This is a genomic window from Lachnospiraceae bacterium JLR.KK002 (assembly GCA_036941025.1).
In the GTDB taxonomy this organism is placed as follows: Bacteria; Bacillota; Clostridia; order Lachnospirales; family Lachnospiraceae; genus Petralouisia.
Map to the genome: position 1 here is coordinate 1,064,902 of JAYMNP010000001.1, position 18,577 is coordinate 1,083,478.

At 46.6% G+C, this 18,577-nt stretch carries 15 protein-coding genes and 3 pseudogenes; all 18 read left to right on the forward strand.

Annotation, left to right across the window (positions count from 1 at the left end; genetic code table 11):
* The first annotated feature begins 49 nt into the window (after nucleotides 1-49).
* A complete protein-coding gene (locus tag VSQ32_05100) occupies nucleotides 50-877 on the forward strand; it encodes an AAA family ATPase (GenBank protein MEH2942250.1) in 828 nt (275 codons plus the stop codon).
* Nucleotides 831-1,055, forward strand: a pseudogene (locus VSQ32_05105) (chromosome partitioning protein ParB). Before VSQ32_05100 ends, VSQ32_05105 begins: the two are co-directional and overlap by 47 nt.
* Before the next feature lie 60 nt (nucleotides 1,056-1,115).
* Entirely contained in the window at nucleotides 1,116-1,490 is a 375-nt protein-coding gene (locus VSQ32_05110) for a TnpV protein (GenBank protein MEH2942251.1), read from the forward strand.
* Nucleotides 1,491-1,856: 366 nt separating this feature from the next.
* Nucleotides 1,857-3,776, forward strand: a complete 1,920-nt coding sequence (tet(O), locus tag VSQ32_05115) for a tetracycline resistance ribosomal protection protein Tet(O) (protein MEH2942252.1) — start codon at nucleotides 1,857-1,859, stop codon at nucleotides 3,774-3,776.
* A gap of 51 nt (nucleotides 3,777-3,827) precedes the next feature.
* The gene (locus VSQ32_05120) at nucleotides 3,828-4,001 is read left to right on the forward strand and encodes a cysteine-rich KTR domain-containing protein (protein ID MEH2942253.1); all 174 of its coding nucleotides are present in this window, start codon (nucleotides 3,828-3,830) and stop codon (nucleotides 3,999-4,001) included.
* 425 nt (nucleotides 4,002-4,426) lie between these two features.
* Nucleotides 4,427-5,629 carry an IS110 family transposase gene (locus VSQ32_05125; protein MEH2942254.1) on the forward strand — a complete coding sequence of 401 codons (1,203 nt, stop codon included), beginning with the start codon at nucleotides 4,427-4,429 and terminating at the stop codon, nucleotides 5,627-5,629.
* Nucleotides 5,630-6,074: 445 nt separating this feature from the next.
* Nucleotides 6,075-6,587, forward strand: coding sequence for a sigma-70 family RNA polymerase sigma factor (locus VSQ32_05130; protein MEH2942255.1), 513 nt, complete (start codon nucleotides 6,075-6,077; stop codon nucleotides 6,585-6,587).
* A 94-nt stretch (nucleotides 6,588-6,681) separates the two neighbouring features.
* Entirely contained in the window at nucleotides 6,682-7,107 is a 426-nt protein-coding gene (locus VSQ32_05135; GenBank protein MEH2942256.1) for a sigma-70 family RNA polymerase sigma factor, read from the forward strand.
* 83 nt (nucleotides 7,108-7,190) lie between these two features.
* Nucleotides 7,191-7,665 (forward strand): annotated as a pseudogene (locus VSQ32_05140) (sigma-70 family RNA polymerase sigma factor).
* 154 nt (nucleotides 7,666-7,819) lie between these two features.
* On the forward strand, nucleotides 7,820-8,845 hold the full coding sequence (locus VSQ32_05145; GenBank protein MEH2942257.1) for an AAA family ATPase: 1,026 nt from the start codon (nucleotides 7,820-7,822) through the stop codon (nucleotides 8,843-8,845).
* 524 nt (nucleotides 8,846-9,369) lie between these two features.
* On the forward strand, nucleotides 9,370-10,335 hold the full coding sequence (gene mobV / locus VSQ32_05150) for a MobV family relaxase (GenBank protein MEH2942258.1): 966 nt from the start codon (nucleotides 9,370-9,372) through the stop codon (nucleotides 10,333-10,335).
* Between the two features lie 8 nt (nucleotides 10,336-10,343).
* The gene (locus VSQ32_05155; protein MEH2942259.1) at nucleotides 10,344-11,198 is read left to right on the forward strand and encodes a ParB/RepB/Spo0J family partition protein; all 855 of its coding nucleotides are present in this window, start codon (nucleotides 10,344-10,346) and stop codon (nucleotides 11,196-11,198) included.
* Between the two features lie 45 nt (nucleotides 11,199-11,243).
* The gene (locus VSQ32_05160; protein ID MEH2942260.1) at nucleotides 11,244-11,474 is read left to right on the forward strand and encodes a PC4/YdbC family ssDNA-binding protein; all 231 of its coding nucleotides are present in this window, start codon (nucleotides 11,244-11,246) and stop codon (nucleotides 11,472-11,474) included.
* 71 nt (nucleotides 11,475-11,545) lie between these two features.
* Nucleotides 11,546-11,737, forward strand: a complete 192-nt coding sequence (locus VSQ32_05165) for a stage II sporulation protein R (protein MEH2942261.1) — start codon at nucleotides 11,546-11,548, stop codon at nucleotides 11,735-11,737.
* Between the two features lie 54 nt (nucleotides 11,738-11,791).
* Entirely contained in the window at nucleotides 11,792-13,648 is a 1,857-nt protein-coding gene (locus VSQ32_05170; protein MEH2942262.1) for a recombinase family protein, read from the forward strand.
* Nucleotides 13,615-14,370 carry a ParB/RepB/Spo0J family partition protein gene (locus VSQ32_05175; GenBank protein ID MEH2942263.1) on the forward strand — a complete coding sequence of 252 codons (756 nt, stop codon included), beginning with the start codon at nucleotides 13,615-13,617 and terminating at the stop codon, nucleotides 14,368-14,370. Before VSQ32_05170 ends, VSQ32_05175 begins: the two co-directional genes overlap by 34 nt.
* A 184-nt stretch (nucleotides 14,371-14,554) precedes the next feature.
* The gene (locus VSQ32_05180) at nucleotides 14,555-15,718 is read left to right on the forward strand and encodes an IS630 family transposase (GenBank protein ID MEH2942264.1); all 1,164 of its coding nucleotides are present in this window, start codon (nucleotides 14,555-14,557) and stop codon (nucleotides 15,716-15,718) included.
* Nucleotides 15,719-15,859: 141 nt separating this feature from the next.
* Nucleotides 15,860-18,534: pseudogene (locus VSQ32_05185) on the forward strand (SpaA isopeptide-forming pilin-related protein).
* The last annotated feature ends 43 nt before the right edge of the window (nucleotides 18,535-18,577 follow it).

The following is an 18,577-nucleotide window of genomic DNA, read 5'->3' on the forward strand; positions in this document are numbered from 1 at the left end:
AGCCACCTTGACAAAGTGGCTAAATCTATGCGAAAGGAGGACGCACCCTATGTCAAATTGCAAAGTAATCGCTTTAACCAATCAGAAAGGCGGCGTTGGAAAGACCACCACGGCGGTCAATCTGGGCGTGGCTCTGGCACAGCAGGGCAAAAAGGTACTGCTTATTGATGCCGATGCACAGGCAAATTTAACCATGTCGCTCGGTTACAGCCGACCAGACGACTTGCCCGATACGCTCTCCACCATCATGCAGGACATCATTGACGATAAACCTGTCGATGTTTCCAGAAGCATCCTGCACCATGACGAGGGCGTTGACCTGCTCCCGTCCAACATTGAGCTGTCGGGGCTGGAAGTAAGGCTGATTAACGCCATAAGCCGTGAAAGCGTGCTGAAAACCTGCATCAACGAGGTAAAAAAGAATTATGATACTGTCCTTGTTGACTGTATGCCGAGCTTGGGTATGCTGACAATCAACGCTCTTGCGGCTGCTGACAGCGTGGTTATCCCGACACAGCCCCATTATCTTTCCGCCAAAGGCTTAGAGCTGTTGCTTCGCTCCGTGTCTAAAGTGAAACGGCAAATCAACCCACACCTGCGGATTGACGGCATCCTTATGACGATGGTAATGCCACGCACGAACATCTCTAAGGAAATCACGGCAACGGTAAAAAGTGCCTACGGGCAGAGAATCAAGGTATTCGACGCACAGATACCCCACTCCATCCGTGCCGTGGAAGCCACCGCAGAGGGAAAGAGCATTTTTGCCTACGACAAAGGCGGCAAAGTAGCCGCCGCTTACGAGCAGTTCGGAAAGGAGGTGGCAGAGCTTGGCGAGAAACAGAGGAAGCAAAATCGAGCTGACCGCATACGATGACCTCTTTGAAACGGACGAGAGCCGTGCGGAAGTGAATCTAAGCAAGATTAGGGAAATCCCGATTGCGGAGATTGACGAGTTTCCAGACCACCCGTTCAAGGTCTTAATGGACGAGGACATGGAGCAGCTTGTGGACAGCGTAAGGCGGAGCGGCGTGATGACCCCTGCCACAGTCCGCCAGATGTAGGACGGATTTTGCGGACATTCAAAATAAAAAAGAATGTGGAGGTAACAGACAATGGCAAAATCATTATTTGAGGAACTGGGCGGCAAATACGAAAGGCAAGGGGATTATTTGATACCGTGCTTAACTGTACCCGCCGAAGAAGAACAGGCAATAGGCATCTGGGGGCAACGGCATTTAGATTATCTAAAACAGTACCGTAAAGTTACATACACCAATCTTCTTACAAGCGGCAGGCTAAACGCCTACCTTGCCGACATCAACAGACAGGCACAGGAACGCTTTGAAAGGCTCATAGAGGGTATGAAACAGGCACAGGGCATAACGGAACAGCTAAAGGCAGAAAACGCCTTAGAATGGACAGGATGCCTCAATAACATAAGGGCTTGTGCGAGGGAGATTGTGGAAAAGGAAATTATTTTTGCATAAACAGATGATTAGTGGCAGGGGGAAATCCTGCCGCTTTTTCTGCTTTAGTTTGTCAGCTTGACAAATAAAGGGTTAAGGAATATAATTAGATTCAGTATTATACAAGGAGTTAATAAATATGCGGCAAGGTATTCTTAAATAAACTGTCAATTTGATAGTGGGAACAAAAAGTAGCAGTCCCGTTTCACTTTTAATATGGGGCTTAGTTTTTTGTACCCAGTTTAAGAATACTTTTATCATGTAATTTTATATGCCCGAAAACATATAAGTGTTTTGGGGCTATTGGAGTTATTTACCCAGTGATAGGAGTATTTATCACTGGGTATTTTTATGCCCTTTTTTGGGTGTTGATAGGAGGAAAATCACATGAAAATAATTAACTTAGGCATTCTGGCTCACGTTGACGCAGGAAAGACAACATTAACGGAAAGTTTATTGTATACCAGTGGTGCAATTGCAGAACTAGGGAGCGTAGATGAAGGCACAACAAGGACAGATACAATGAATTTGGAGCGTCAAAGGGGAATCACTATCCAGACAGCAGTGACATCTTTTCAGTGGGAGGATGTAAAAGTCAACATTATAGATACGCCAGGCCATATGGATTTTTTGGCGGAAGTATACCGTTCTTTATCCGTATTAGACGGAGCAGTATTATTAGTTTCTGCAAAGGATGGCATACAGGCACAGACCCGTATACTGTTTCATGCACTACAGATAATGAAGATTCCGACAATTTTTTTCATCAATAAAATTGACCAAGAGGGGATTGATTTGCCAATGGTATATCGGGAAATGAAAGCAAAGCTTTCTTCGGAAATTATAGTGAAGCAAAAGGTTGGGCAGCATCCCCATATAAATGTAACGGACAATGACGATATGGAACAGTGGGATGCGGTAATTATGGGAAACGATGAACTATTAGAGAAATATATGTCAGGGAAACCGTTTAAAATGTCAGAACTGGAACAGGAAGAAAACAGGAGATTCCAAAACGGAACGTTATTTCCCGTTTATCACGGAAGCGCTAAAAACAATCTGGGGATTCGGCAGCTTATAGAAGTAATTGCCAGTAAATTTTATTCATCAACGCCTGAAGGTCAATCTGAACTATGCGGGCAGGTTTTTAAGATTGAATATTCAGAGAAAAGGCGGCGTTTTGTTTATGTGCGTATATATAGCGGAACATTGCATTTGAGGGATGTTATTAGAATATCTGAAAAAGAGAAAATAAAAATCACAGAGATGTGTGTTCCGACAAACGGTGAATTATATTCATCCGATACAGCCTGCTCTGGTGATATTGTAATTTTACCAAATGATGTTTTGCAGCTAAACAGTATTTTGGGGAACGAAATACTGTTGCCGCAGAGAAAATTTATTGAAAATCCTCTCCCTATGCTCCAAACAACGATTGCAGTAAAGAAATCTGAACAGCGGGAAATATTGCTTGGGGCACTTACAGAAATTTCAGATGGCGACCCTCTTTTAAAATATTATGTGGATACTACAACGCATGAGATTATACTTTCTTTTTTGGGGAATGTGCAGATGGAAGTCATTTGTGCCATCCTTGAGGAAAAATATCATGTGGAGGCAGAAATAAAAGAGCCTACTGTTATATATATGGAAAGACCGCTTAGAAAAGCAGAATATACCATCCACATAGAAGTCCCGCCAAATCCTTTCTGGGCTTCTGTCGGGTTGTCCATAGAGCCGCTCCCTATTGGAAGCGGAGTGCAGTATGAAAGCAGAGTTTCACTTGGATATTTAAATCAATCGTTCCAAAATGCGGTTATGGAGGGGGTTCTTTATGGCTGCGAGCAGGGGCTGTATGGATGGAAAGTGACAGACTGTAAAATCTGTTTTGAATATGGATTGTATTATAGTCCTGTAAGTACCCCCGCAGACTTTCGGCTGCTTTCCCCTATCGTATTGGAGCAGGCTTTAAAAAAAGCAGGGACAGAACTATTAGAGCCATATCTCCACTTTGAAATTTATGCACCGCAGGAATATCTCTCACGGGCGTATCATGATGCTCCAAGGTATTGTGCAGATATTGTAAGTACTCAGATAAAGAATGACGAGGTCATTCTGAAAGGAGAAATCCCTGCTAGATGTATTCAAGAATACAGGAACGATTTAACTTATTTCACAAATGGGCAGGGAGTCTGCTTGACAGAGTTAAAAGGATACCAGCCAGCTATTGGTAAATTTATTTGCCAACCCCGCCGCCCGAATAGCCGTATAGATAAGGTTCGGCATATGTTCCACAAGTTAGCTTAACAGCTTGCAAAAGTCATATAAAATGAGATTTGAAAGGATTAGAGACTAATTATGATGAAATGCGAATGGATATTGTGTCCTGTTTGTGGGAGCAAAACCCGTAATAAAATTAGGAAGGACACTGTTTTGGAGAATTATCCCCTTTATTGTCCAAAATGCAGACAAGAAAGATTGATTAAAGTTGACAACTTGAAGATAACTGTCATCAAAGAGCCAGACGCTTAAGACGCAGAGCCGATGAAATTGTGGAACAATTCACGAATCATCGGCTCTTTTTGTTTCGTATTTGAAAGAACAAACTCACCAAATAAAAAAAACGATATTCGGGTGGGTTATTTTGTTATACCCTAAATTACCCTCTGAATTTGTTTTTAAATTTGGAGGGATTTTTAGTACCATATAAGTGTAAGAGATAAGGCATATCAATAGTGCTTTACCTTCTGCACTTATTTTTTTATGATAAGGGAGTAATTGGTCTGGCGAAGCGATTTTTGGATTAACCACATCCGTCATAAAAACCGTCAACCATCCCTTATTATAAGCAGTCGTTTAAGCAGGTTGAAACCCGTAAGGTGCTTTCGTGTAACGAACTAAAATGAGTGGTAATAAGTGTGGATGGGACAATTACAGATTTATTTTGGAGGTTACAGATGATAAGTGTAGGAATTGATGTGTCAAAAGAAAAAAGTACCGTATGTATCTTAAAGCCTTATGGTGAGGTTGTGAGCAGGCCTTTTGAAGTCTGTCATGTGGAGAAAGAACTGTCCGAACTGACTTCCATGCTGCTGCGTCTGAATGATGACATCCGTGTGGTCATGGAAGCTACTGGGATCTACCATCTGCCTGTATTAAGCTATCTGAAAGAAAAAGGGCTGTTTGTGGCAGTGATTAATCCATTTGAGATGAAGGAATACCGCTGTCAGGGGTTAAGACGTGTGAAAACGGATAAGCAGGATGCCATTACAATCTCTAACTATGGGATTGACCATTGGTACAGGCTGAAGGACTATGAGGCAGAAGAAAGCGTCTATGCGGAGCTGAAGCTTTTGGGAAGGCAGTACCGTCACTATATGCGGATGCGTGTGGAGAGCGTGTTGGAACTGACTCATCTTCTGGACTATACGATGCCTGGGATCAAAACGCTGCTGAAAGGCTGGAATGAAACAAATGGGAAAGATAAGCTGGGGGATTTTGCGGAAGAATACTGGCATTATGACAATATCACGAAGAAACCGGAGGAACAGTTTATAGAGAGCTATCTGAAATGGGCAAAAGAGAAGGGATACCATCAGAGCCAGGATAAAGCCGTCAAGATCTATGCACTGGCAAAAGAAGGCATCCCCACAGTACCCTCCGATACCCCATCGACCAAAATGCTGGTACAGGAGGCAGTACGGGTGTTACGAGAAGTCGATAACACTCTGATGACCATTCTAACACAGATGCAGGCATTAGCCAAGAGTCTGCCGGAATATCCGGTTGTCAGGGCAATGGGAGGTGTTGGAAATGTCCTTGCGCCTAAATTGATTGCAGAGATTGGGGATGTGAGAAGATTCCATAGCGGAAAAGCCCTGATAGCCCACGCAGGAATCGACGCGCCGCCCTATCAGTCAGGGCAGTTTATGGGGACAGAGAGGAAAATATCCAAGAGAGGTTCTTCCAGCCTGCGAAAGATTGGATATGAAGTGATGAGATGTCTGAAAACCCATAAAGAGCCAGCAGACGCAGCAGTGTATAGATTTATTTTGAAGAAAGAAAAAGAAGGAAAGTCAAAACGTGCAGCAAAAATAGCGGGATTAAATAAATTCCTTAGGATTTATTATGCACGTGTGATGGAAGTATACCAGAAGTAAAAAGAACTAAAACAGCGGATACGGCAGACCGGATTTTCCACCGGTCTAATTGTCGTAGGAAAAATTCATACGAAAAATATATTTAAAAACCTGCTAAAAAGTCTTGACTTTTGTTAGCAGGTTTTTATGTCCTTTTTTCGGGCAGTTATCTATCTGCTCATACGAAGCAAAATTTATCAATACATAGCATATCAGAGAACGGCAGGAAACCAGTTAAAAAAATTTCTGCCAGTGCAACGGTACTTCTCACCTTGAAAGTAGAAGTACAATCTCCATACAATAGAATTACTATTTCCTATAACCGTAAAGGTCACAGAGCCTTTGCGGTTTTTCTTTTGTCGATTTTTGTTGGAAAGTGCCGTAGGGCTGTTTCTGATATGCGGTGTCGTTCTCCGCCTCTCCATCTGGATTTTTTACATTTCAAAAATTCAGATGGGAGGTATTTATGGTGAAATATGCACCAAGAAAGGTATATATCAGAGAAAGTGGCGGCTATGTGGAATTATCCTACACGGAGTTCTGCCGTTGCAGGGAATCCGACCAGACCTATATGGACAAGCTGTTTATCCCCATTCAAGGCTGTCTGCTTGAAGTCGTGAGGGAGCAATACACAGACTTCTACCGTGACAAGGAACGGTGGCGTTATCTGCAAAAATTAGATACAAAGAATAGACTGCTATCTCTCGACGGATTTACGGACAGCGAGGGGAATCCTCTGGACTTTATCACTGATGAAGCGGTGGACATTGCAGAAACCGTTGTCAATGCGGTCATGGTGGACAGGCTGAAAGCCGCCCTGCCTTTGCTGTCGGATAGTGAACAGGAGCTGATACAGGCAATCTTTTTTGACGGACTTTCCGAGCGTGAAGTCGGGGCGAGGTTGGGCATAACCCAGAGCGTTGTAAACAAACGCAAAGCCAGAATCCTAATAAAACTAAGAAAGATAATAGAAAATTAAAATTTAAGGCGTTCAGCCCCCTTGTTTTTTCCTTTGGGAAGATGAGGGGGCTTTTCTCTGCCCTCTCAATCAATTCTGATTGGAGGAAGTAAGAATGGCATACAACCACGGACGGGAGGACAGGAAATGGCGTATCTGGAAAGAAGCGGAGGAAAAGCTGCTGCGTGAGTGCGGCGTTGATGAAGCGACCATTGAGCAGATACGCATGGCGGACAGGGCAGACTTCAATTCCAACAGGCGGTTTTACCGATGGACGAATGACGTTGCGGAATATCTTGAGGACATGGCAGGCAGGGAGCGGCAGGCGGAAGTGGGTACGGTTGCGGAGTTACTGGAAGAGATTGAGAGCGAAAATCTCTATCAAGTATTAGTCACGGTGGACGGGCGTACCTTGAAAATCGTCCTGCTGAAAATGCAGGGGTATTCCACAAAGGAGATTGCCCCGCTTGTGCATTTGACGACTGGTGCCATCTATGCGAGGTTAGACCATCTGCGGAAGAAGCTGCGGAAAATTTTATAGCTTCTAAAACAGCCTGCCATCCTGCGGGCTACTGGGTGAGGGATGGAAATCCCCTCACTCATTTTTTGCAGGAGGACAACAGGATGGCATACAGGGTTAAGGCATACACGCTTCGGGAGGAATCCACGGAAAGCGGCACAAGGTATTTTATCAGCTTTAAGGACGGGCAGGGCAAATCCCACGAGTTGGAAGTGTCGGAACAGTTCTTTATGGAGTTTCGGCAGATGGAGCGCAGGAACAGGAATCTTTTCTAATGGGACGAGCGGCACAGGGAGTTTAACGAGGTATGGGACGAAACCCTTTACAGACGGGCGTTGCGTGTGCCTAAGAGCCTTGATGAACGCATGGTTGAGGAAGAACGGAATGAAACGCTCTATAAGGCGGTTGGGAGCCTTCCAGAGATACAAAGGCGGCGTTTCCTGCTCTACTACGAGTATGAGTTCAATTTTTACCAAATCGCCGCTATGGAGCATTGCACCGCTTCGGCAATACAGAAATCTGTTGCGATTGCAAAGGAGAAAGTAAAGGCGGAAATTGAAGAAATATCTCCAACCGTGACCGACACCGCCCGAAAAAGAAATCTGTTTTTTATTTGTGTGGGATTGGCGGCATTACATACTCTCACTTTTTTCCGTGGGAGTAAATCTATTTTTAAGGAGGTCAACGCCTATGTGCAACGAAAACAAAGACACCGCCCGAAAGGAGGAAAGCCATGCAGAAGTTACAGACAGTCAACGCCGAAACGCTCCTTTATGAACCGCTTGAGAAACCATCCTTTGTGGTGGACAGCCTTATCCCGACAGGCTTATCGCTGTTCTGCGGCTCACAGAAGATAGGCAAAAGCTGGCTCATGCTGAAGCTATGCTTATGCGTGTCGCAGGGAATCCCTTTATGGGATATGCCGACAATGGAGGGCGATGTGCTTTACCTCTGCCTTGAGGACACGTTCTGCCGCATACAGGACAGGTTATTTCGTTTGACGGACGAAGCAAGCGGGCGGCTCCACTTTGCCGTGGCAAGCTGCAAGCTGTCAGACGGTCTTATCGTGCAGCTTGAAGATTATCTGAAAGATTACCCAGACAGCAGGCTCATTGTCATTGATACCTTGCAGAAAGTCCGTACAGCTTCAAAAGACAATGCCTATGCAAGCGACTATGGGGACATCTCCCTCATCAAAGACTTTGCCGACAGGCACTCTCTGGCGGTCATTGTCGTACACCACATCCGAAAGCAGAATGACAGCGACGTGTTCAACAAGGTGTCTGGGACGACAGGATTAACGGGGAGTGCGGACGCTACCTTTGTTCTGGAAAAGGAGAAACGTGCGTCTGACACCGCCAAGCTGTATGTGACGGGCAGGGACACGCCTTATCAGGAATACACGCTGCGTTTCCGTGATTGCCGTTGGGAGCTTGTGGAGCGGAAAACGCAGGAGCAGCTTGCGAAAGAAACGATACCAGATGTCCTTTTTCGGTTGGTGGATTTTATGAGGGATAAGGAAGAATGGATAGGCACGGCAACGGAACTGTTAGCCGCTATGGGGGAAACGGAAACCATACCCACGGTGATTACGAAATGGCTGAATGAATACCGCACCACATTTTTAAGCGAGAACCGTATCTGCTACCAGTACAGCCGCAGGAAAGACGGCAGGCGGATTGCCCTTGCAAGGAGGGCGGGTGACAGCGGTGATGGTGGTGACAGCGATATTAGGATACCCCCCTGTTACTGTCATTGACGCTTAAAGCCATGTAAAGCTGGCGGCTCTGCCCTGCGGGTGACAGCAGTGACGGTGGTGACAGTGATTTTAGGATACCCTGCCGCTGTCATCCCTACGGGAGAACACCCCGTAAACGCAAAATGCAGGCGTGAGATTTACTCGCCCTTTTCGGTCGTGTAAAACCACCCCTGCGGTCAGAAAAATCATTCCGATTTTTCCGACTGCGTTTACAGGGTGTAACACACTACACTTTGCCCTGCAAAGTCGTGTGCCAGACGTTCCCTCTGGACTCCCTTAAGGCAGGGCTGTGCCCTGCTATCCTACGCCTTACGGCTTCGGATAAAAGAATGGCGGCATGACGGTGACGGCTCTTGCGAGGGGGGTATCCCAAAAACACCGTCATCATCGACATGACCGTCATGCAGGGGGTGAGGGTGACAGTTGCGGCAGTCGGCAGGGGGTATCCCAAAACTGCTGTCACCACCGTCACCGCTGTCACCCCAAAGGACGGTCACCCGCCGAAAGAAAGGAGGAATCCGCCTATGCCTTATGCAATCCTGCGTTTCCAGAAACGAAAAGCGGGCGGCGTTGCGGCTTGTGAACGCCACAACGAGCGGAAGAAAGAAGCCTACAAAAGCAACCCAGATATAGATATGGAACGCTCTAAAAACAATTACCATCTCATAGCACCACCAAAGTACACCTACAAGAAAGAGATTAACCGCATGGTAGCCGAAGCGGGGTGCAGGACAAGGAAAGACAGCGTGATGATGGTGGAAACGCTCATCACAGCTTCACCAGAATTTATGAACCAGTTACCGCCCGAAGAACAAAAAGCGTATTTCCAGACGGCTCTTGACTTCATTTCGGAGCGTGTTGGAAAGCAGAATATCCTCTCCGCTGTCGTCCATATGGACGAGAGAACGCCCCATATGCACCTCTGCTTTGTGCCGATTACGCCAGACAATAAGCTGTCAGCGAAAGCTATCTTAGGCAACCAGAAATCATTATCCGAGTGGCAGACCGCCTACCATGAGCGGATGTCCTCACGGTGGAATCAGCTTGAACGGGGGCAGTCCTCAATGGAAACCAAGCGGAAACACGTCCCCACATGGCTCTATAAATTAGGCGGCAGGCTTGATAAACAGTATGAAGAAATCGTGTCTGCCCTATCCGACATCAACGCCTTTAACGCAGGGAAGAAAAGGGATAAAGCGTTAGATTTACTCTCTGCATGGCTGCCAGACGTGGAGAAATTCTCTAAGGAAATCGGGAAACAGCAGGCGTATATCGACAGTTTGAAAGAGAGAATTGGGCAGGAATCAGACTATGCGGGGCGTATGCGTGATGAAAAGTACGAGCAGGAACTAAAGGTGCAGAAAGCGAATCAGAAGATATTTGAATTGCAGAGAACCAACGAGCAGATGGGGCGGCTGCTGTCAAAAATACCGCCCGAAGTGTTGGAAGAATTGCAGAAAAATCATAGAAGCAGAGCGAAAGAAAGGTAGATATGTGAATGAAGAAACAGGATTTTAAGGTGTTAAAGACCAAAGACTTGTACCCGTTCCCCGACAATCCGTTTCATGTGGCAGAAGATGAAACACTGTCAGAGTTAGCGGAAAGCATCAAGGAATTTGGCATTGTCACGCCGATAATCACACGCCCGAAAGAGGACGGGGACGGTTATGAAGTGATTGCAGGACAGCGGCGTGTCCGTGCTTCTGAACTTGCAGGGATAAATACCGTGCCTGCGTTTGTCCTGCCCTTAGACCGTGACCGAGCCATCATCACCCTTGTAGACAGCAATTTGCAGCGTGAGAATATCCTGCCATCGGAGCGGGCGTTTGCTTACAAGATGAAATCCGAAGCCATGAAGCGGCAGGGTTTCCGCACAGACTTAACCTCGTCACAAGTTGTGACGAAGTTGCGGACGGACGACAAGGTGGCACAGGGCTTCGGCGTGGGCAGGATGACCGTGCAGCGTTTTATCCGCCTGACGGAACTGATACCGCCGATTTTGCAGATGGTGGACGAGGGGAAAATCGCCCTCACGCCTGCGGTGGAACTGTCCTTCTTGAAGAAAGACGAGCAGGAAAACCTCTTTGCCACGATGGAGAGCGAAGAAGCAACGCCCTCACTCTCACAGGCACAGCGGATGAAACAGTTAAGCCAGAGCGGGCGGCTTGACATGGATACGATATTTGCGATTATGACGGAGGAAAAGGGCAACCAGAAAGAAACCTTGAAAATCAACACAAGCAAGCTGAAAAAATACTTTCCGAAGAACACAACGCCGAAGCAGATGGAGGAAACCATCATCAAACTTTTGGAGCGTGAGTTGCAGAGGAAACGCAACCGTGACAGCCGCTAATCTTCTTTTTTCGGGAAGTAAATACAGAGAGTTGAGGTATGGAGAATGAGAGAAATCCAGTATGAAATCGTAAAGGAAATCGCAGTATTGTCTACGGGCGACAGTGGCTACACAAAGGAAATCAATCTCATTTCATGGAATGGGAAAGAGCCGAAGTATGACATCCGCAGCTTTTCCCCGAACCGTGAAAAGTGCGGCAAGGGAATCACGCTGAACGCTGATGAAGCGGCGGCACTCCTTAAAGCATTACAGAAAGAATTAAACAGCGAGGATTAATGGTATCTGATTGGCAGGGCGGGGACATTTCCAAACTCTTCCCTGCCCTGTCTGGAAAGGAAGATTTAAGTATGGGCGAGGATAAGAAAGCAGATAAAAAGAGAAAGCGTATCGTGCCAAAAGCACCAGTGCAGATGATAATCAGCCGTGAATATGTCGGCACACAGACCGTTACAGAAGCGTTTGTCCCGATTATCTCCGAGGATATTCGGAAGAAGATTGCCGAGGGCGACACCTTCGACAATGAGGGGCTGTCCGCTTAGAATGTACGCAATGGGACATGAAAACAGATAGGACAGATACGGAGGTTTTACAGTATGGCAGGAATCAAAGAAGAAAAGAAAATCTATTTAGTCGGCATTTATTGCCGCTTATCTAAAGACGATGGTACGGATAACGAGAGTGCGAGCATTGCGACACAGAAATCCATCCTCACGGATTATGTGAAAAAGCAGGGATGGCACATAGCAAAAACGTATGTGGACGATGGTTATTCTGGTACAAATTTCCAAAGACCAAGTTTCCAGAATATGATAAAAGACATTGAAAGCGGTCTGATAAACTGCGTGATTACGAAAGATTTATCCCGTCTGGGGAGAAACTATCTTGATTGTGGGTTATATCTGGAAGTTTTCTTCCCAGAGCATAACGTGAGGTATATAGCGGTCAATGACGGCGTAGATACCTTGAATAAATCTGCTATGGACATCACGCCTTTCCGCAACATTTTAAACGAAATGTATGCCGCTGACATATCTGTTAAGATAAAATCGGCATATCGGGCGAGGTTTCAACAGGGGAAATTCATGGGAACTACCGCCCCTTATGGCTATATCAAAGACCCTGCCGACCACAACCATCTGCTGATAGATGATAAAGTGGCACATGTTGTAAAAGAGATATTCGACCTTGCATTAAAAGGGAATGGAGTTGCCAAAATTTGCAGACATCTTAATAAACAGCATATCCTACGCCCTGCCGCTTATGCGGCGGAGCGTGGCGAAACAGGCTTTGAACGTCATTTTGAGGGGAACGAGGACAAACGCTATATTTGGAGTGGGAACAGCGTGAGGAGCATTTTAAGAAGCCCGATATATGCGGGAAATCTTGTAGGCTACAAACGGATTGCCGCCAATATGAAAAGCAAGAAACGCCCCTCTAAGCTGCCCGAAGAATGGGAAGTGATACCCAATACCCATGAGGGAATAGTCACGCAGGAGGAATTTGATATTGTCCAACAGCTTATTACAAGTCGTAGGCTTCCACAGAACAAGGGAGGATTTGTAAATATTTTTGCAGGCGTTATCAAGTGTGTGGACTGCGGATGTGCTCTGCGGGCAATGAACGTACACAGGAGGAAACGCCCAGAGATTATCGACTGTGTACAGTATTCATGTAATAATTATGCAAGAAACGGAAGAAGCGAGTGTAGTGCCCACAATATAGAAGCAAGGGATTTATTCAATGCCGTTCTTGCCGACATCAACTGTTTTGCGGATATGGCAGTGAATGATGAAAAGGCGGTCAGGGCCATAGAAAAGCGGCTCACGGAAACAGACCAGAGCAGGGCGAAAGCATTAGAGAAAGAACGTAAGAAGCTGAACAAACGCCTTGCGGAACTGGACAGGCTGTTTTCCTCTCTCTACGAGGATAAGGTCATGGAGCGTATTACCGAGCGGAATTTTGAGATGATGTCGGGGAAATACCAGAAAGAGCAGCTTGAAATTGAAGCAAGGCTGAAAGAGGTGACGGAAACTCTTAATGAAAGCTACGAGAAATCACGGGGAATCCGTGACTTCCTCGCCCTTATCCGAAATTATCAAGGCTTAAAAGAACTGGATGCAACAGTTATAAACGCACTCATAGACAAGATACTTGTTTCGGAGCGTGAGAAGATGGCAGACGGAACAGTGAAGCAGGAAATCAAGATTTACTATAAATTCATCGGCTTTGTCGATGAATTACATATCATACCTACAAAACGGTGGGCAGCAATGCCCGCTAAAAATTGTACGGTGTGCGGCGTTGAATATGTCCCGGGCTCTGGTGCATCAAGGTATTGTCCTGCTTGTGCCAAGAAGATACGGAGGGAGAAATCAAACGAGAGCAAACGCAGGAGCAGAGAACAGAAAAGGATAGCATGTATGAACTGTCCGCAAAAAATGACCGACTGAAAGAGGACGGGCGGTATGAGCTTATCAGCGGTCACAGGAGGAAAAAGGCTTGCGAGCTTGCAGGGCTTGAAACGCTCAAATGCGAAGTTAAGGAGCTGACCCGTGACGAAGCGATTATTGTCATGGTTGAGAGTAATCTCCAAAGGACGACTATCTTGCCGAGTGAGAAAGCCTTTGCGTATAAGATGCGGCTTGAAGCCATGAAGCGGCAAGGTGAGCGAAGTGATTTAACTTCTCCACCACTGGTGGAGAAGTCGGCGGGAAAAGATGCTTTATCAGTTTCAAAGATTGGTAAAGATACGGGCGACAGCCACGAACAGGTACGCCGTTTTATCCGTCTGACCGAGCTTGTACCCGAAATCCTGCAAATGGTTGATGAACGCCAGATTGCTTTCCGCCCTGCGGTGGAAATCTCCTATCTGTCCGAGGAACAGCAATATACGCTTTTAGAAGCGATGGGCTACAACGATGCCACGCCCTCTCTTGCACAGGCTATCAAGATGAAAAAGTTCATGCAGGAGGGGAAACTCACGGATGAGGTTATCCAGAGCATCATGCAGGAGGAAAAGCCGAACCAGAAAGAGAAGCCCCCCTTTAAGGACGAGCGGATAACCAAGCTCATACCGAAATCCATCCCCAGAGGGCAGGAAACGGATTTTGTCGTAAAAGCGTTGGAATTCTATAACCGCCATTTGCAGCGGAACAAGGCTCACGAGAGGTAAGGCAGGAAAAATAGGGATTTTAGGATGGGACACCGAGGGGGAAGTCTGCCCTTTGGGAAACAGAAAAAATTTTTTAATTTCCCCCTCTCCACACCTCTCCCCCTAGTATATCATAAATTAAGTTGTTGATAGTTTCGGTATCTGGTATAATAGACTTAATAAATATAATTTATGGAGGCTGATTATGCCAGCGTTATCTTATAGCATTACAATATCAGATGAAGAACGTGATTACCTAAAATCATTGATAAAAGCCAGAACTATCCAGGCGCAGGTTGTTGACCGTGCCCGAATATTGCTATGGAAATCCGAAGCCAGGACAGACAAGGCTATCGCAGACGGCCTGGGCATTAGTGTGAATACCGTCCGGCGCTGTATTGACCGTTATCTTAACAATGGAATTAACCTTGCCATATTTGATGACGAGCGTTCCGGCAGACCAGTTGAGATTACTGACGATGCAAAAGCATGGATTGTCAGTATAGCCTGCCAAAAACCCTGTGACCCTGGCTATGCTGCAGAATTATGGACACTGGCTGCGTTGCACAGACATATACAGGCATATGCTGAAGAAGCCGGCTATCCACGCTTAAAGACAGTTACCAAACCATGGCTCCAAAAATATCTCAAAAAGATGGATATAAAACCATTCAGGATCAAGTATTATCTTGAACGGAAAGACCCTGATTTTGAGAATAAGATGCATGACGTCCTCCTGGTCTATAAGCAGGTCGAGATGCAGTTTGGCATTGATGGGAATATCATCATACCGGAAAACGGGCATTTGACACATACTGTTTCATATGATGAAAAACCCGGCATCCAGGCTGTTGCCAACAAATATCCCGACCATACCCCGACAGAGGAAAAAGGTTATGTCCGCCGGGATTATGAGTATGTGCGGCTTGGGACGCTGTCACTGCCTGCAGGTATTGACCTTTTGACAGGGGAGGCAATTCCATTGGTCAGCCAGACACACAAAAGTTCTGATTTTATCGAGTTTCTAAAGATTCTTGATGTAAAATACCCGGAGGGTGACACAATACGGCTGATACTGGACAACCACTCAGCCCATACTTCAAAGGAAACCCAACAGTTTCTTGCAACGTTACCCGAAGGCCGTTTTTTGTTTGTATTTACCCCGACACACACTTCATGGCTGAATATGATTGAAAGCTTTTTCAGCAAAATGACAAAGCAGATGTTAAAAGGCATCCGCGTCAATTCAAAGGAGGAACTGTCGGAGCGGATATACCGCTACTTCGATGAGATCAATGCCGATCCAATCGTTTATCATTGGACATATAAAATGGATGAAATTAATCCCGATGAAGCAGCAACTATTTAAACTATCAACAATTTAATATTCGCTATACTAGATACTGCCAGTAACTATCCGAGAAAAGAAATATTAAAGGCTGTCCACATGGGCGGCTTTTTTTCTGCCAGAAAGTCAACTATTAACATGAGTACGAACAGGAGGTAATGAATGAAGATATGTAAACTATTTCAAAGGGCTGCGGCGTTTGCCCTTGCTGCGGTCACGGCACTGTCCGCCGTCCCTGCCACGACAGCGTTTGCGGCGGGCGACATCGGCACAATTTCCTTTACCCACACCTACGACGGCGCAGGGAACGCCATCCGTTATAATTCCAGTGCAAACATTGGAGGTCATACCGCAGGCGGCACGGGCGAATACAAATACCGCATGTATGTAGACGGGGAAACGGCGTTCTGCCTTCAGCCGGGCGTACCCTTAAAAACAGGCAACACGCTGGCAAAGGCGTCTTCCAACACATGGAACGCCCTCTCCGCAGACCAGAAAAAGGCGGTGGGGCTTGCCCTGCTCTACGGCTATCAGGGGAACAGCGGGAATTTATCTGGGAGCGATGATGAGAAATGGCTTGCCACGCAGACCCTTGTATGGGAGTTCGTCACGGGATGCCGTAATTCAGCAAGCCCGTACAGCCAGACAAGCACGACCGTTTACAGCCTACACTTTGGCTCTAATTATGCCAACAGCGGGGCGAGGGCGGCTTACGACCAGATTGTGTCATTCATGACAAGGCACAGCACGATTCCAAGCTTCATGTCGGCGGGCAAAAAAGATATTACAAAAGAACTTGCCTATAAGGACGGGAAGTACAGCCTGACATTGACGGATAAGAATAATGCTCTTTCCGAGTATTCCTTTACCAGTTCCGACAGCAATGTGAAAGTTTCCAAATCTGGGAACAAGCTCACCATCACGTCAAAAAAGGCGATTGACGGCAAGGCGAGGATTACGGCAACGAGGAACAACACGCCGACGGTCAGCAGCGGAGCGAAGATGATTGCCTACGGCGACCCGAATTTACAGGATGTCATTACGGGCGTGGAAAACGTGGACACCATGACGGCGTATATCAACGTGGAAACGCCGACAGGCACGGTCGCATTGAAAAAGACTTCCGAGGACGGCGTTGTTGCGGGGATTTCCTTTACCATCAAGGGCGACGGCTTCAACAAGACCGTAAAAACAGACAAGGACGGAAATATCACGGTTGAGGGATTATTCCCTGGCACTTACACCGTCACGGAGCAGTCCATCGACCGTTATGAGCCGCAGAAAACCCAGACCGTGACAATCATCGGCGGGAAAACCTCTACGGTGACGTTCAGCAATACCTTGAAACGTGGAAGCCTTGAGGTTGTGAAAACATCCGAGGATAATCTGGTGGAGGGCGTGAAATTCCACCTTTACGGCACTTCTTTAAGCGGATTGGCGGTTGATGAATACGCCGTGACCGATAAGAATGGATTGGCTAAGTTTGAGAACGTCCTTATCAGCGGCAGCACGCCGTACACCCTTGAGGAAGTGGACACGGCTATCCGCTACGTTGTCCCTGCATCCCAGACCGCCCCGATTGAGTGGAAAAAGGTCACGAAACGCAGCTTTACAAACATCTTGAAGAAATTCAATGTCACGGTATTAAAGACCGACGTGGAAACGGGCGAGAAGCCGCAGGGCGACGCCACCCTTGCAGGTGCGGTTTACGGCATCTATAAGGGCGAGGAATTGGTTGACACCTACACCACCGATGAAAACGGGCAGTTCACAACGAAATATTATATCTGCGGGAATGATTGGAGCGTCCGTGAGATTACCCCGTCCGAGGGCTATCTTCTGGACACGACCGTACACCATGTAGGGGCAGAGCCAGAACTTTATACCGTGGAATACAATTCTGCGAAGAACGACGTAAATGAGCAGGTCATTAAGGGGAACATCGCCGTCATCAAGCACACCGACAACGGCGAAACCCAGATTGAAACACCAGAGGAGGGGGCTGTCTTTGAGGTGTATTTGAAATCCGCAGGCAGCTTTGATGCGGCGGAGGAAACCGAGCGTGACACGCTTATCTGCGATGAGAACGGCTTTGCCCAGACAAAGGATATGCCATACGGCATTTATACCGTGCATCAGACCTCTGGATGGGACGGTCGGGAGCTGATGAAAGATTTTGACGTGTTCATCTGCAAGGACAGCCAGACCTACCGCTACCTTATCAACAACGCCAACTTTGAAAGCTATATCAAGATTGTGAAAAAGGATATAGAAACGGCTAAAGTTATTCCCTATGCGGGCGCAGGCTTCCAGATTTACGACCCAGAGGGAAACCTTGTAACAATGAAATTCACTTATCCAGAAGTGACGGAGATTGACACATTCTACACCACGGCGGACGGCGGGCTTATCACGCCGCAGACCTTAGAATACGGCAAGGGATATTCGCTTGTGGAAGTGCAAGCCCCATACGGCTATGTTTTAGACTCCGAGCCAGTTTATTTTGACGTGGGGCAGGAAAACTCCGAGGAAGAAAGCGGCGTCACCATTGTAAAGGTGGAACGCTCCAATATGGCACAGAAAGGGAAAATCACGGTAGGAAAGTCTGGGGAGGTATTCAGCAGGGTATCAGGAAACAAGGGGCTGTACCAGCCGATTTTTGCCGTGGATAATTTAGAGGGTGCAGTTTACGAGATTACCGCAGCCGAGGACATCATCACGACAGACGGAACAGTCAGAGCCGAAAAAGGCGAGGTGGTAGATACTGTAACGACTGGCGAGGACGGAACGGCGGAAAGTAAGGATGATATGGTATAAAAAAAGTTGACAGCCCATTCTCAAGGATTTGAGATATAATCAAGAGAATAAGGAGTGAACAAA

Coding starts and splice junctions, on each gene's coding strand:
- mobV (MEH2942258.1), top strand. CDS start 9,370: ATGCCTTATGCAATCCTGCGTTTCCAGAAACGAAAAGCGGGCGGCGTT.
- VSQ32_05125 (MEH2942254.1), top strand. CDS start 4,427: ATGATAAGTGTAGGAATTGATGTGTCAAAAGAAAAAAGTACCGTATGT.
- VSQ32_05170 (MEH2942262.1), top strand. CDS start 11,792: ATGGCAGGAATCAAAGAAGAAAAGAAAATCTATTTAGTCGGCATTTAT.
- VSQ32_05145 (MEH2942257.1), top strand. CDS start 7,820: ATGCAGAAGTTACAGACAGTCAACGCCGAAACGCTCCTTTATGAACCG.
- VSQ32_05130 (MEH2942255.1), top strand. CDS start 6,075: ATGGTGAAATATGCACCAAGAAAGGTATATATCAGAGAAAGTGGCGGC.
- VSQ32_05180 (MEH2942264.1), top strand. CDS start 14,555: ATGCCAGCGTTATCTTATAGCATTACAATATCAGATGAAGAACGTGAT.
- VSQ32_05155 (MEH2942259.1), top strand. CDS start 10,344: ATGAAGAAACAGGATTTTAAGGTGTTAAAGACCAAAGACTTGTACCCG.
- VSQ32_05175 (MEH2942263.1), top strand. CDS start 13,615: ATGTATGAACTGTCCGCAAAAAATGACCGACTGAAAGAGGACGGGCGG.
- VSQ32_05120 (MEH2942253.1), top strand. CDS start 3,828: ATGATGAAATGCGAATGGATATTGTGTCCTGTTTGTGGGAGCAAAACC.
- VSQ32_05110 (MEH2942251.1), top strand. CDS start 1,116: ATGGCAAAATCATTATTTGAGGAACTGGGCGGCAAATACGAAAGGCAA.
- VSQ32_05165 (MEH2942261.1), top strand. CDS start 11,546: ATGGGCGAGGATAAGAAAGCAGATAAAAAGAGAAAGCGTATCGTGCCA.
- VSQ32_05160 (MEH2942260.1), top strand. CDS start 11,244: ATGAGAGAAATCCAGTATGAAATCGTAAAGGAAATCGCAGTATTGTCT.
- VSQ32_05100 (MEH2942250.1), top strand. CDS start 50: ATGTCAAATTGCAAAGTAATCGCTTTAACCAATCAGAAAGGCGGCGTT.
- VSQ32_05135 (MEH2942256.1), top strand. CDS start 6,682: ATGGCATACAACCACGGACGGGAGGACAGGAAATGGCGTATCTGGAAA.